Below are 14,476 nucleotides of genomic sequence, written 5' to 3' on the forward strand. Positions count from 1 at the left end.
CCGAATCGTTTCACATAAACGTAATTGTATCATTATTAATAATTCCATAGCAACATAAAAGTTACTTTCCATTGCTCTCGGGCACGTAGAGAGACAAAGGAAAACTCCCCTTTCACTTTTCCACGTTAAAAAAGTCAAAGCCAAGAAATAAGCTTGACTTTGACTTTTAAAAAGGTGTGAATCGCGCCATGGCGTCATTCACGTTAGTCGTCAAGATGCATTATTTTTTGTCGTCGTTTACTTCTTCAAACTCTGCATCTACAACATCATCATTTTTAGCGCCTTGTTCACCTGCTTGCTGAGCTTGTTGAGCTTGCTCATACAATTTTACAGTTAACGCTTGAACGATTTCTTGAAGTTCATCTTTTTTCGCTTTGATTTCTTCAAGGTCATTCTTTTCAATCGCAGCTTTTAAAGCGTCTTTTGCTTCGTTAGCCTTTGTTACTTCAGCTTCTTCTACTTTTCCTTCAAGATCTTTTAATGTTTTTTCAGTTGTGAACACTAATTGATCTGCTTCATTGCGTAGTTCCACTTCTTCTTTACGTTGCTTATCAGCATCTGCGTTTTCTTCCGCCTCTTTTACCATGCGTTCGATTTCGTCATCTGATAAACCTGTTGAAGATTTAATTGTAATAGCTTGCTCTTTGTTTGTACCCAAATCTTTTGCCCGAACGTTTACGATACCGTTTTTATCAATATCGAATGATACTTCGATTTGAGGTACTCCGCGTGGTGCAGGTGGAATGTCTGTTAATTGGAAACGACCTAGCGTTTTGTTGTCTGCAGACATTGGACGCTCACCTTGAAGAACATGGATATCTACAGCCGTTTGGTTATCTGCAGCCGTTGAGAATACTTGTGATTTACTTGTTGGAATTGTCGTATTACGCTCAATTAGCTTTGTAAATACGCCACCCATTGTTTCGATACCTAGTGATAAAGGCGTTACGTCTAGTAATACAACGTCTTTTACATCACCAGTTAATACACCACCTTGAATTGCCGCACCAAGTGCAACTACTTCATCAGGGTTTACACCTTTATGAGGATCTTGACCAGTTTCTTTTTTGATTGCTTCTTGTACCGCTGGGATACGAGTTGAACCACCAACTAAGATTACTTTATCAAGTTCGCTTGCAGAAAGACCTGCATCTTTTAAAGCTTGACGCACAGGAGCCATTGTACGCTCTACAAGACCTGCTGATAACTCGTCAAATTTAGCACGTGATAAAGATACCTCTAAGTGAAGAGGACCAGCTTCTCCAGCAGTGATAAACGGTAAAGAAATTTGTGTAGATGTTACGCCTGATAAATCTTTTTTCGCTTTTTCAGCCGCATCTTTTAAACGTTGAAGCGCCATTTTATCTTTGCTTAAATCAACGCCGTTTTCTTTTTTGAATTCAGCTACTAAATAATCGATGATTACTTGGTCAAAGTCGTCACCACCAAGACGGTTGTCACCTGCAGTTGCGCGAACTTCAAATACACCGTCGCCAAGTTCTAAAATAGATACGTCAAACGTACCGCCACCAAGGTCATAAACTAAAACTGTTTGATCTTCATCTGTTTTTTCTAATCCGTATGCAAGTGCTGCTGCAGTAGGCTCATTAATAATACGCTCTACTTCTAAACCAGCAATTTTACCAGCATCTTTTGTTGCTTGACGCTCAGCATCATTAAAGTAAGCAGGAACTGTGATAACAGCTTTTGTTACAGGCTCACCTAAATACTCCTCAGCGTAACCTTTTAAATGTTGAAGAATGATAGCTGACATTTCTTGAGGTGTGTACTGTTTGCCTTCAGCTTCCACCTTATGATCCGTACCCATATGACGCTTAACTGAAATAATTGTGTTAGGGTTTGTAATAGCTTGACGTTTCGCTACCTCCCCAACTTGACGCTCACCGTTTTTGAATGCCACAACTGATGGCGTTGTACGGTTTCCTTCTGGGTTTGGAATTACTTTTGGTTCGCCGCCTTCTAATACAGCGACACATGAGTTAGTTGTACCTAAATCGATACCAATGATTTTACTCATTGACAATGACCTCCTTCATAATATGTAGTGTTATTGATTAACTTTAACCATCGCGGGGCGGATGATTTTATCTTTTAATTTGTAACCTTTTTGAAGTTCTTCTACTACCGTGTTCGGTTCATATTCATCGTCCTCTACCTGCATCACTGCTTGATGCTCGTATGGATCAAATGTTTTCCCGACTGACTCAATTGCTTCAACACCCTCTTTTTGAAGTGCCTCTACCAATTGACGATATACCATTTCTACACCTTGCAGCACAGATTTAGTTTGTTCGTCCGCTGTGTTAACTTGTAATGCACGTTCAAAGTTATCAAGTGCTGGTAAAATATCCGCAACCAATGATTGAGCACGGTACTTTTGAGCAGCTTCTGCATCGAGACGTGAACGACGACGGAAATTATCGAAATCAGCTTGTAGACGTAAGTAGCGATTTTCTTCTTCTTCAAGCTGTTGCTTTAATTGATCATTTTCTTGTTGAAGAGGGTTTACTTCCTCAGACGCCTCAGCTTCAGTTGCCTCAGCAGCTTCTGTTTGAACTTCTTCAACCACTTCTTCGTTTTGTTCTTCTACTTGCTTTTCGTTTGACAATTCATTCACCTCCCTTAAATGTTTACACACATTTTTACATTTTAAACAACGATTTTTATTTTATCACAGGGAAAGGATGGAAGTAATATATTCCACCCGATTCCTTTATTCTTTATACAAGTTTGTTAAAACTTGAGACATGTCTGATGATAACAGTGTAAGCAAACTAATCACACGCGCATATTCCATGCGGGTCGGTCCCAGTATAGCAATTGTGCCAAGCTGTTCGTGACCAAATGAATAAGTAGCTGTAATTAAACTGCATCCTACCATTTCATTCACTTTATTTTCATGACCAATTTTCACATGTATGCCAGCCTCATTTGGGCTTAGCAGCTGATAAAACTGCTGTTCATGTTCAATAATGTTAAACAGCCCGCGAATTTTATTAAGATCATGAAATTCCGGCTGAGCAAACATATTCGTTTTGCCGCCAACTACTAATTTGCCATTCATGTTGAGCTTTAATGCATCATTGAGGATATCCAGCGTCTGCTCATACCCTTGAATGTGGCTTTTTAAGAGCGTCGCTACTTCCTTGTACATTTTATCATGTAAATCAGTAATGCGAACGCCGATGAGCTTTTCGTTCAAAATGTTAACCATCTTTTCAATATCGGAAGGTTGAATACTGCTCGGTAACGTAATCGTCCGACTTTCAACGTGCCCTGTATCTGTTACAATAATCGCAACAGCTGACTGAGCCGTTAAAGGTAAAATCTGAAGCTGTTTTAACTTATGGCTGACCGCCTTTGGGCCAAGCACAATGGACGTTAAACTTGTCAAATCAGATAAAATTTGCGCTGACTTTTGAACAAGATGCTCCAGTTCTACAATGCGTTCAGCAAATACCGAACGTACTGTAGAAACATCGCTTGCTGTCAAGTGCTGCGGTGAAACTAGATGATCAACATAATAACGATAACCTTTTTCCGACGGAACGCGCCCTGAAGAAGTATGAGTTTTTTCAATAAATCCAAGTTCTTCTAGGTCTGACATCTCATTACGAATCGTAGCCGAACTAAAATTAAACTCTTCTTTCTTAGATAATGTTCGAGAGCCTACCGGCTGCGCAGATCGAATGAAATCATCAATAATGACTTGTAAAATTAATAACTGTCGATCAGTAAGCACGCTTCATCACCTCTGTTAGCACTCTGAAACTCTGAGTGCTAAATCTAATAATAAATTACCAAATCACTATAGCGATGTCAACGATTTGATATTAGATTATCCCAATAAAGGCTTGAAAAACTTCATTTCCCAAAAATCGACCATTGTGTGTTAAAAAGACTGAGCTATTGTCTTCCCCCAAAAGTCCTCTCTCTTTATATTCTTGAATAGGTTCTCCAAATACATCTTTTAATTCTCGATTGAATTTTTGCTTAAACTTCTCTTTCGAGACTCCTTTCGTTTTACGAAGGCCTAAAAACATTTCTTCTTCCATTTTTTCCGTTTCGGTCACGCTTACTTCATTAAGATATGCATTTCCTGTTTGCTCAACTGAATCAATGTACTTTTTTAACGGTCCAATATTTGCTCGTCTTATTCCAGCAATATAGCTATGTGCTCCTGCGCCAATTCCATAATAATCTTCATTGTCCCAATATGTTAGATTATGAATGCTCTCGTAACCTGGCTTTGCGAAATTACTGATTTCATATTGATGAAAACCTTGTTTGTCCATTTCTTTCATAAGCAGCTCATACATAGCTGCTTCTTCTTCTTGAGCAGGTAGCGGCAACTTCCCTTTGTTCATTAAATTATAAAATACCGTTTTAGGTTCAATAATCAATGAATAGGCAGACATATGCTCTACCTCTAATGAAAAAGCGGTCTGAAGCGTGTCAGAGAAATCAGCTACCGTTTGTTCGGGCAAGCTATAAATTAAGTCTAAGCTAATATTCGACATTCCAATCTTTCGAGCTTGCTCAACACAATCAAATACCTGTCTATTTGAATGCACACGTCCAATTTTCTCCAATAATCTTTCATTAAACGTTTGCACACCGATGCTTAAACGATTCACGCCATAGTCATGGAGAAGTTGAAGCTTTTCTTTCGTCAATTCGTTTGGGTTCGCTTCAAATGTAAACTCACCTTTTTCGTCATAAGGAAGATACATACGAATAGATTCTAAAAAATACTCCAGCTGCTGTTCATCTAACGCTGTCGGCGTTCCACCTCCAACGAATATCGTGTTTAGATTGTTGGTTGGATAATGTTCAACTGTTTGTTTCATTTCTTCCCGCATGCTTTCTAAATACGGCATAACAGGCTGATTTTTGAAAAACACTTTATTAAAGTCACAATAGTGACAAATATGATGACAAAACGGGATATGCAGATATGCTGCCTTCACCATGGACTTTCACCTCAATCGCATTTATAAATGATAAAAATACCGCAGAGTCTCTCTGCGGTATTTTTATCTATGTTCGTTCACACTTATTTACAGCACTAAAAACTCTTTACTATCGTATCAGATTAGCTTCATTTCCAAAACTAATTTGACATGTTAAATAATAGAATTTCAGCTATTAATCTTCATCCATGCGAAGCACAGCCATAAACGCTTCCTGCGGTACTTCAACAGAACCGACCTGCTTCATACGTTTTTTACCTTCTTTTTGTTTTTCAAGAAGTTTACGTTTACGAGAGATATCTCCCCCGTAACATTTTGCTAAAACGTTTTTACGAATGGCTTTAATTGTTGAACGGGCAACAATTTTTTGACCGATTGCCGCTTGAATCGGCACTTCGAACTGTTGACGTGGAATAAGCTCTTTAAGCTTTTCTACAATGACTTTACCACGATCGTAAGCTGAATCTCTGTGAACGATAAACGACAGCGCATCGACCGTTTCACCGTTTAAGAGAATATCCATCTTCACAAGCTTCGAAGGCTGATATCCGATAAGCTCGTAATCAAACGACGCATAGCCTTTTGTATTTGATTTTAATTGATCAAAGAAATCATATACAATTTCAGCTAACGGAATTTCGTATACAATACTGACACGATTAGCATCCAAGTACTGCATATCAATAAAGTTACCTCGCTTTTTCTGACAAAGTTCCATAACAGCACCTACATAATCGTTTGGTACCATCATCGTTGCCTTCACATATGGTTCTTCCACATGTTCAATTTTCTGTGGATCCGGCATATTAGAAGGGTTATCTACAGACACGTGCGTCTCATCAGTTAAATACACGTCATAAATAACGCTTGGAGCTGTTGTAATTAAATCAATTTTAAATTCACGCTCAATACGCTCCTGGATAATTTCCATGTGAAGTAACCCTAAGAATCCACATCGGAACCCAAATCCTAAGGCTTGAGACGTCTCTGGTTCAAACTGAAGCGCAGAGTCATTTAGCTCTAACTTCTCTAGTGCTTCACGAAGGTCGTTATACTTCGCTGTATCAATTGGATATAGTCCGCAGTATACCATTGGATTCAGACGACGATAACCTGGAAGAGGCTCACTTGCTCCGTTTTTAGCAAGAGTAATCGTATCCCCCACTCGCGTATCTCCAACGTTTTTAATAGCTGCTGTTAAAAATCCTACATCGCCCACAGAAAGTTCATCTTTAGCAACGGCTTTTGGCGTTAACACACCTAGCTCCGTTACCTCAAACTCTTTTCCTGTTGCCATCATTCTAATTTTGTCGCCTACTTTTACTCGTCCTTGTACGATACGAATAGATGCAACTACACCTCGGTATGCATCATACAGAGAATCAAAGATTAATGCTTGAAGCGGTGCGTCTGGATCGCCTTCAGGAGCAGGAACTTTTTCAACGATTTGTTCTAAAATCTCTTCGATTCCAATTCCTGCTTTAGCTGAAGCTAATACAGCTTCAGACGCATCTAATCCAATTACGTCTTCAACCTCTTGGCGCACTCGCTCTGGCTCTGCGCTCGGCAGATCAATCTTATTAATGACAGGTAAAATTTCAAGGTTGTTGTCAAGTGCTAAATATACGTTTGCTAGTGTTTGGGCTTCAATCCCTTGAGCCGCATCTACTACTAAAATAGCACCTTCACACGCGGCTAAACTTCGTGACACTTCATATGTAAAATCGACGTGTCCCGGTGTATCAATTAGATGAAAAGTATACTCTTCTCCATCTTTTGCTTTGTATTGAAGCTGTACAGCATTTAATTTAATGGTAATTCCACGTTCACGTTCTAAATCCATGGAATCCAAAAGCTGAGCTTTCATTTCTCGCTGTGTTAACGCATTTGTTTTTTCTAAAATACGGTCTGCTAATGTTGACTTACCATGGTCTATATGAGCAATAATCGAAAAGTTTCTGATTTTCGATTGTCGTTTCAATCTTGCTTCTCTATCCATATTTTTTTCACTCCTACTGAAAATCGGCAAAATACACTAAACTAAATTATAACAACACATTCGTCAACATTCAATAAGCATTCCATTAGGGATTTCCCCATACAAAAAAGCAGAAAGAGATTCTGCTTTAATTAAGAAGGTGATGGATAGCCTCGAGAGCTTTTCCTATTGTACTTTTCACGCCTTGGGCTAGACTTTCACCTAGCGAGGAGAAAAAGTTAAAAGCCTTTCGTTTTTCTAAAAACTGCTGTTTTTCATCAATATCCACAACTTTTTTTGAACCTAAAACAGCCGCTTCCACCTGACCATCTGACGTTTTAGACACATTAATAACGTGTTCAATGGAAGGGTCATTATACCCCTTCATTTTAATTAAGCCTTGCTGAGCCGTCTGCATTCCAAAAAAGACGACGCACAGTAAAAAAACGGTTAGCACTACTGATTTTAAAGTAAATTTAATCATATTATCAGGCCCCTTACTTCTCTATCTTCTGTAGGTACTAACCATTATGACTATATTCTGAAAAACTCATTCATCTACAAGCATATTAATGAGTATACGCCCCGAAGTTATCTTGATCCACTTCATGATGCAAAGCAGCGTTTAGTCCTCCCGCCACTACGTTGGCCATATCTTCAATAAACATATCCACTTCTTTTGGCGTGACCATCAAGTTATGACCTAAAGGTGCAAGCACTTCATGAATAAGGCGTCTTTTTTCCTCATCGGGAAGGGTGCCAATCATACCGAGATACGTTTGACGCTGCTCTTCATTGGGAAGGTCGTCCTCCGTGAGCTTCTTTTTTTCTCCAAACGTCATGCCAGAAGGAAGCAGCGACTTAGACGGCTTTCCCTGTTCTTTCATTTCTCGGCCGAAATGTTTTAAGATGAAGTCAATTGTATCGCTTGTAATGGAGACAGCATCCACCACGGTTGGAATACCTATTGCAATAACTGGAATGCCAAGTGTTTCATAACTGATTTCTTTGCGCTTGTTTCCAACGCCAGAGCCCGGATGAATACCTGAATCTGAAATTTGAATGGTAGCATTTACCCGTTCAATCGAACGAGCGGCAAGCGCATCGATTGCAATGATAAAATCTGGATTCACTTTCTTTACAACTCCAAAGATAATATCGCTTGTCTCAATACCCGTCATTCCCATCACGCCTGGAACAATGGCACTAACAGGTCTAAAGCCGTCCTGCACGCTTTCAGGCTGTAATTCAAATAAATGTCTTGTAATCAATAAATTATCTACTGCCTTTGGTCCAAGCGCATCTGGTGTAACGCTTAAGTTGCCAAGGCCCACTACAAGGCAGCTAGCATCGTCTGGAATGTTGAGGCTTTTAATAAAAAAATTCAGCTCTTTAGCAAATACTTCTTCCATCGCCTCTTGCTTTTCAGTATCTTGCTCGCGAATGCCTACCGATTCAAGCGTTACATATCGGCCTTTTTTCTTACCGATTGCTTCTGCGCCTTCTTCCGTAATTTCGACCATTGAAATTTTGACACCTTGTTCTTCTTTTTCTTTCACAATTACGCCCTTGATTTCTGACTGGTTATTCGGTTTAGGCTGGTTCTCTATCGCTATGTCTTTTGCTTCTACAGCTAAATCCGTACGCACGCTATATTGACTTAAATCAAGTTCTTTTTCCATTTCTTAACCTCCTAGACAATCTTTGTTGAAATTATTGTCACCGAGGACTGGCAGATTCATGCATTTAAGAAATGAAAAGTAGAAGGAAGGGCTTAATATCAGCTAGAGGCTTTTGCAGAGAAGTCTGTCATATAAAATTCCTTGTCAAGGCTATTGCATTCTGTCCTTGTGTTTGATAAAATATCTTTTGTTCTTATTGTGAAGAATGTCGAGTTCTATATAATCTCGATTGTTATCATTTCGGGAGGTGAAACGGATGCCAAACATTAAATCAGCTATCAAACGTGTAAAAACTACTGAAGCTCGCCGTGCTCATAACATTCAAGCTAAATCAGCTATGCGTACTGCAATCAAAAACTTTGAAGCTTTAGTTGAAAACAACGATGTAGATAACGCAAAAGCAGCATTTGCTGTTGCTTCTAAAAAATTAGACAAAGCTGCACAATCTGGTATTATCCACAAAAATGCTGCAGCTCGTCAAAAATCTCGCTTAGCAGTAAAACTTAACGGTTTATCTGCATAATTGAGACAAAAACGATCCCATTAGGATCGTTTTTTTATTGCGCTCTTTTTAGTAAAAATAGCTGTAAAATAAGCGCTTTATCCATTTTTCCTGTCTTCATTTCATAATCTGCCTCTGCTAAATCCTTTAAAATCCCTTTAAGCTGCTGTTCCTCAAAACTTCTGCTCTGCTGCAAAGCAATTTTCACACGAAACGGATGAACCTTAATCGTTTGAGCAATTTGCTGCTGACCGTACCCTTGGCTAGACAACTGCTTCGTATGATAAATCAAACGAAACTGTGTGGCTAACAGAGATAGAATTTTAATAGGCTCTTCGTTATTACGCAGTAAATCCTGATACATATTTAAAGCAGTAGAGACCTTTCGCTGAATAACCGCGTCAATAAGGGTAAATACATTTTGTTCAAGCGTTTTTGCCACAAGCTTGAGCACAACTTCTTTTGTAATGACTCCCCCTTGTCCAACGTATAACACCATTTTTTCTATTTCATTTGTCACAAGAGTTACATTAAGACCTACAAGCTGAATAAGCAACGTCACAGCATCTTCGTCCATATTCACCTCATCTTTTGAAAGCAAATTATGAATCCACTGCTTCGTTTCTTTTTCACCAAATTCATTCGCTTCAATGTAAGCCGCTTGTTTTCTTAATAATTTTGTTATTTTTTTTCTTTCATCCAGCTTTTCATAAGGAGCCAGTAAAATTAACGTTGAAAAAGACGGGGGCTGTTCGACATATTGCTGAAGTTTTGCTAGGTCATGTTCTACTTTATCTTTTGATTTTTCAGCCGTTAGAAATGATGCGTTTTTCGCAACTACTACACGCTTGTCTCCCAAAAAAGGAAGAGTTTCAGCATCTTCTAGAACTTGATCAATTGATGTTTCTTCTAAATCGTATAGTGACAAATTAAATTCTTTATCTTCTTCATTTAATGTGTAGTCGACGATTTTATCTCTAATCTTTTTACTCATAAATGTATTGACCCCGTGTATTAAGTAAACGGGGGCTATATTATTTTTAGTAATACTTTTTAAGCTATCTACTGCCAACGTATATACGCTCCTCTTTTTTAGTTCATCTATATTGATTATGTATAGTTATTGATAAACAAAATACAATTTCTATCGTAAAGGTGTTATGAGTTTTTGGCAACAATACAAAAGGAATTGTCTTAAAACGACAATTCCTCAGTTTATGATAAACATTAACAATATAAGCCCTAGGTTACTTACTTGTTAATGATTAAACCCTTATCTCTATTTTCTCCTCATGCTCATAAAGTATAGTTGTTAACTGTTGTCAGTTTGTGAAAACGCTTTTAAATTGTCTAGATTTTTGAAAAAAGTTAGATTATACTGTAAACAGGAGGGGTGTTAATGAACCAATTTGAAGAAAGTGTCCAAAGTAAACGCAACGACGCTGTCGATTCTGCCGTAGGATTTGGTGTTTCATTTGGCTTTTTCACTGCCTTATTTGTTATTGCAACCGTGATTCACTACTTGGGTTCGTAAAATTGCTTCAAGGCTGCTTCTTAGCAGTCTTTTTTAGTTCGTTTTTCTTACTATAGACTATGGAAGTTGCTGCGAAAACGTTCCTGACTTTTTTGTAAATTCATACACCACTCCACCATCTTCATCCGTTCGATAAATATACACCCCGTAGCTTTTCAGAAGCTGTAAAATTTCTTTATGAGGATGACCATAACGATTTTTTTGCCCCGCTGAAACAAGCGCTACTTTAGGATTTAAACGTTGAACAAACTCTTCTGATGTTGAGGTTTTGCTGCCATGATGTCCAACTTTTAATACATCTGCTTTAAGTTTTGGAAAACCTTTTAATATTCTTTGTTCTCCTTCTTTTTCTAAATCTCCGGTGAATAGCCACCTTAAATTTCCTAACTTAGCGTCTATTACAATTGAACCGTTATTGCTCGTTTTTTCAAGACCTGTCGGAGAAATAATTTGAAATAAAATCCCTCCTTCTTGCCAACTATCACCTTGTTGAACAATTCGAACAGGTACACTTTGTTTTTGAGCAGCGATCACCAAGTCAGTCTCCACCTCATTTAATTCTGATTTTCCCCCAAGCACCAGCTCTCTGACATCCACTTGTGAAAATAAATGTTGTGCCGCTCCTGCGTGATCATAATCACCGTGTGTGATAATCATTTTATCTATCTTTGTCATTCCTTTTGAATGTAAAAAAGGGACAAGTACGTCTTCTCCCACGTCAAAAGAAGAACGACGTTTTTGCCATGGTTCTTTTGGAAATGAAATGGTTCCTCCGGTATCGATGATATACACACCTTTTCGGTAAGGAAGCTCAATGATAAAGCAGTCTCCTTGTCCTACATCCACCATTGTGACCGTCCCTTTTGGATTCAAATAAGGATACACACATTGTGCGACTAACAACGCAATGAGAAGAAACATATAGCGAAAGAAAAATTCCCCTTCTTCGACCGCAACAAATAAAGCATAGATGCATAAATACATGCCCAAAAACATCAAAATGTGGGGTTTTCCCGTTACAAAATCAGCGGGAATCCACTCAAAGATGTCAAGCAATTTCTCGCAAAGAAGTAAAAGAACATGAAGAATTTGCTCCAGCAATTCACTCACTACCGGCAAGGTGATACGAACAAAAAGAATGAGCAAACAAAAGGGGAGCACAACAAGAGAAAACAACGGTACAAAAACCATATTTAATGGCAAACTGAGAAGAGATACTCCATAAAAATAATACAACAATAAGGGAAGTGAACTGACTTGGGCAATTGCTGAAACAACCATGAGCTGGCTGAAAGAAGAATGAAAACGAGGTAAAATCGTCTGACTCGATAAAATCAATGCAAAACTAACGGCAAAAGAAAGCTGAAACCCTACATCAAATAAATAGTACGGATTAAAAAGCAGCATGGCCACGAAAGCAAGACTAATACTATCAACCAAAAGAATTTTCTTTTGTATTTTTATTGATATAAGCATCAGCATGCTCATAAAAACAGCTCGAACAACTGAGGCGCTGCCACCCGCCAACACCATGTACATAGGAAGAAGTAAAAGTAAAAGCGTGATGGCTCGCTCGCGCGTTATTCCAATCCGAATTAGTAAATAAAAACACATCGCCGCCAGCAGTCCAACATGAAGACCTGATATTGCAAGCAAGTGTATTAAACCAAATTGCTGATAACGCTTAATATTCTCTTCTTCAATGCCCATGCGCTCGCCGTAAATTAATGCCTGCATAAATCCAGCGCTTGGATCCGACATATTTTGTTGGATATAATTAATTCCTTTTTGACGAATAAAGGTAAGATACGTAAGTGGAGTTAGAGCAGGAGGCTGACATGTTACCAAATTAAGTCTCTTGACATTAAGCTGCCAATGGATCGACTGATAATACAAATATTGCTGATAATCAAATTCATGAGGGTTACGAGCAGGTGAAGGAGAGGTTAATTGCCCCGCTAGTTGACAAACTTGATGAATCGTTAGCTTCTCGAGCTGTTTTTTCTCTTCCAACGTTTTTAGTTTATAAAAAGCCATGACCTCTTCATTTTGAACCGTAAACCGAAAAGTAAGCTTATCACCATCGCTATGAGGAACAGATGAAATTTCTCCTGTGAAAGTAGAAGATTCAGCTAAAAGAACCGTTTTGTTATGCTTGTTTGTCTCAGCTAATAGGTAGACGCAAAAAATACTCAATAGTGCAGACGCAATCACTACTTTCTTCGGACATTGTAGCCATTGAAAAACGAAAAGCACGATTAACAAAAATAGGCTTGTAGCGGAATGATTATCATATGCATATAAAGCTAGCATCATGCTAAAAGCACAGTAAATATAATACCCTTTCACTTTTAACTCCTTTCTTCTTAAAAGAAAGAGGCTTCTTACTGCTACCGAGTAAAAAACCTCTTTTATCTCTAATTTGCCGTAAACAAGGCAAGAGCTTCACGCTGTAAATTCATTACTTCTGCTTCGTCCGCTCCTCTTTTTTCTAAACGAGCGAGAACATCCGTTACAAATTGAAGCTTCTCTTTACTTTTTAAGTCAATGATTGCTTCATCAAGTTCCACTTTTGCTGTTTTCACTCCCGCCTGTTGAAATAACTCAACGGCATAGGGATGATTTTTGTAATCATTAGCGTAATATACTGTTTTAATTCCTGCTTGAATAAGGGCTTTACAGCAGTTTAAACAAGGAAAATGCGTGACGTATACTTCTGCATCTTCTGTTTTCACACCAAACTTAGCACACTGTAGCAGTGCATTCACTTCTGCATGGACAGTTCTTACACAGTGTCCATCAATCACGTAACAGCCTTCGTCAGCACAATGAACGCCTCCGCTGATCGAGCCGTTATACCCTCCAGCTATAATACGTTTATCACGTACAACTGTAGCCCCAACAGCTAAGCGTTCACAAGTACTTCTCAAAGCTAGCAAATGGCTTTGTGCCATAAAATATTGATCCCACGAAATCCGGTTCATCTCATTCCCTACCTTTTTATTTAAAACTGACTGATTATAATCATGCTTGTCTCTTTCATAGTGTAGCGTTTCTTTTCCTTTTTCGTCAATAAGTCTCTACTGTACCGTAATTTGAGCTTTAATTTTTTCTAACGACTTCTCGCCAATACCTGATACTTGCCCCAAATCCTCTACTGTTTGAAACAGGCCATTTTCCTCTCGATACGAAACGATGGCACTCGCTTTTGAAGGTCCAATCCCATTTAACGTTTGAAGTTCATCAACGTTGGCTGTATTGATATTAACAAGGGGCTGATTATTTGAAGTTCCTGAGGAAGATGAAGTTATTGAAGAAACAGGAGATGAAGGCGGAATTTCTTCTCCTGCAGCTGGAATATAAACAGCCATTTCATCTTGTAGCTTGCTAGCTAAATTGAGCTGTCTTAAGTCCGCTTCTGTCGTAGCACCTCCCGCTTGTGCTAGAGCATCTTTTACCCTTGCATCTTTCGGAAGTTGGTATACGCCAGGCTTCTGAACAGCTCCTTTAATATCTACCATAACAAACGGGGACTCCTGAGGTGCACTGACTTGATCAGACGACTCTCCCCCTTTTTTTGTAGCGGAAGATTCTGTTTTTATCACATCCGAGGTTTGAATAGAACTTTCCGGTTTCTCTCCACCTGGGCGATACATATAAAAAGCCAAGCCAACTGCTAAGCAAATACACCCAATTAGCCATTGTTTTTTTGAAAAAGTCAAATTGTACACTCCTTTGAATTTTGAAGTAACGTCATAAATTCCATCACGCCTTCATAGTGTTTAG

The 14,476-nt window shown here is 38.7% G+C and carries 13 protein-coding genes; 2 read left to right on the forward strand and 11 right to left on the reverse strand.

Annotated features, from left to right (window positions below; genetic code table 11):
- Window positions 1–220 precede the first annotated feature (220 nt).
- The 7 genes from dnaK to gpr all read right to left on the reverse strand — a co-directional run bounded on the left by dnaK (window position 221) and on the right by gpr (window position 8,654).
- The gene (gene dnaK / locus ACLHDF_RS07125) at window positions 221–2,038 is read right to left on the reverse strand and encodes a molecular chaperone DnaK (protein WP_413918192.1); all 1,818 of its coding nucleotides are present in this window, start codon (window positions 2,036–2,038) and stop codon (window positions 221–223) included.
- A gap of 30 nt (window positions 2,039–2,068) precedes the next feature.
- A complete protein-coding gene (gene grpE / locus ACLHDF_RS07130) occupies window positions 2,069–2,629 on the reverse strand; it encodes a nucleotide exchange factor GrpE (protein WP_028411655.1) in 561 nt (186 codons plus the stop codon).
- 105 nt (window positions 2,630–2,734) lie between these two features.
- Window positions 2,735–3,763: a heat-inducible transcriptional repressor HrcA gene (gene hrcA, locus ACLHDF_RS07135; protein WP_413918193.1), complete on the reverse strand. Its 1,029-nt coding sequence runs from the start codon at window positions 3,761–3,763 to the stop codon at window positions 2,735–2,737.
- A gap of 91 nt (window positions 3,764–3,854) precedes the next feature.
- A complete protein-coding gene (gene hemW / locus ACLHDF_RS07140) occupies window positions 3,855–4,994 on the reverse strand; it encodes a radical SAM family heme chaperone HemW (protein ID WP_413918194.1) in 1,140 nt (379 codons plus the stop codon).
- Between the two features lie 175 nt (window positions 4,995–5,169).
- The gene (gene lepA, locus ACLHDF_RS07145) at window positions 5,170–6,993 is read right to left on the reverse strand and encodes a translation elongation factor 4 (RefSeq protein ID WP_413918195.1); all 1,824 of its coding nucleotides are present in this window, start codon (window positions 6,991–6,993) and stop codon (window positions 5,170–5,172) included.
- 127 nt (window positions 6,994–7,120) lie between these two features.
- On the reverse strand, window positions 7,121–7,456 hold the full coding sequence (locus ACLHDF_RS07150) for a DUF3679 domain-containing protein (RefSeq protein WP_413918196.1): 336 nt from the start codon (window positions 7,454–7,456) through the stop codon (window positions 7,121–7,123).
- An 85-nt stretch (window positions 7,457–7,541) separates the two neighbouring features.
- Window positions 7,542–8,654: a GPR endopeptidase gene (gene gpr, locus ACLHDF_RS07155; RefSeq protein ID WP_413918197.1), complete on the reverse strand. Its 1,113-nt coding sequence runs from the start codon at window positions 8,652–8,654 to the stop codon at window positions 7,542–7,544.
- Window positions 8,655–8,910: 256 nt separating this feature from the next.
- Here gpr and rpsT point away from each other — a divergent pair, with 256 nt between their 5' ends.
- Window positions 8,911–9,177, forward strand: a complete 267-nt coding sequence (gene rpsT / locus ACLHDF_RS07160; RefSeq protein WP_013059249.1) for a 30S ribosomal protein S20 — start codon at window positions 8,911–8,913, stop codon at window positions 9,175–9,177.
- A gap of 34 nt (window positions 9,178–9,211) precedes the next feature.
- Here rpsT and holA read toward each other — a convergent pair whose 3' ends face one another.
- Entirely contained in the window at window positions 9,212–10,228 is a 1,017-nt protein-coding gene (holA, locus tag ACLHDF_RS07165; protein ID WP_413918198.1) for a DNA polymerase III subunit delta, read from the reverse strand.
- Between the two features lie 327 nt (window positions 10,229–10,555).
- Here holA and ACLHDF_RS07170 point away from each other — a divergent pair, with 327 nt between their 5' ends.
- Entirely contained in the window at window positions 10,556–10,690 is a 135-nt protein-coding gene (locus tag ACLHDF_RS07170) for a YqzM family protein (protein ID WP_013059251.1), read from the forward strand.
- Between the two features lie 57 nt (window positions 10,691–10,747).
- Here ACLHDF_RS07170 and ACLHDF_RS07175 read toward each other — a convergent pair whose 3' ends face one another.
- From ACLHDF_RS07175 to ACLHDF_RS07185, 3 genes are all read right to left on the reverse strand, one after another.
- Window positions 10,748–13,039 carry a DNA internalization-related competence protein ComEC/Rec2 gene (locus ACLHDF_RS07175; RefSeq protein WP_413918199.1) on the reverse strand — a complete coding sequence of 764 codons (2,292 nt, stop codon included), beginning with the start codon at window positions 13,037–13,039 and terminating at the stop codon, window positions 10,748–10,750.
- 68 nt (window positions 13,040–13,107) lie between these two features.
- Entirely contained in the window at window positions 13,108–13,674 is a 567-nt protein-coding gene (locus tag ACLHDF_RS07180; RefSeq protein WP_413918200.1) for a ComE operon protein 2, read from the reverse strand.
- Window positions 13,675–13,770: 96 nt separating this feature from the next.
- Window positions 13,771–14,421, reverse strand: coding sequence for a helix-hairpin-helix domain-containing protein (locus ACLHDF_RS07185; protein WP_413918201.1), 651 nt, complete (start codon window positions 14,419–14,421; stop codon window positions 13,771–13,773).
- Between the last annotated feature and the right edge of the window lie 55 nt (window positions 14,422–14,476).

Origin of the sequence: Priestia megaterium (assembly GCF_046599315.1) — a bacterium.
GTDB lineage: Bacteria > Bacillota > Bacilli > Bacillales > Bacillaceae_H > Priestia > Priestia megaterium_F.

What these genes read in the sequence shown, in the direction of transcription:
- ACLHDF_RS07170 (WP_013059251.1), top strand. Translation starts at nt 10,556, where the DNA reads ATGAACCAATTTGAAGAAAGTGTCCAAAGTAAACGCAACGACGCTGTC.
- ACLHDF_RS07150 (WP_413918196.1), bottom strand. Translation starts at nt 7,456, where the DNA reads ATGATTAAATTTACTTTAAAATCAGTAGTGCTAACCGTTTTTTTACTG.
- lepA (WP_413918195.1), bottom strand. Translation starts at nt 6,993, where the DNA reads ATGGATAGAGAAGCAAGATTGAAACGACAATCGAAAATCAGAAACTTT.
- dnaK (WP_413918192.1), bottom strand. Translation starts at nt 2,038, where the DNA reads ATGAGTAAAATCATTGGTATCGATTTAGGTACAACTAACTCATGTGTC.
- hemW (WP_413918194.1), bottom strand. Translation starts at nt 4,994, where the DNA reads ATGGTGAAGGCAGCATATCTGCATATCCCGTTTTGTCATCATATTTGT.
- gpr (WP_413918197.1), bottom strand. Translation starts at nt 8,654, where the DNA reads ATGGAAAAAGAACTTGATTTAAGTCAATATAGCGTGCGTACGGATTTA.
- ACLHDF_RS07180 (WP_413918200.1), bottom strand. Translation starts at nt 13,674, where the DNA reads ATGAACCGGATTTCGTGGGATCAATATTTTATGGCACAAAGCCATTTG.
- rpsT (WP_013059249.1), top strand. Translation starts at nt 8,911, where the DNA reads ATGCCAAACATTAAATCAGCTATCAAACGTGTAAAAACTACTGAAGCT.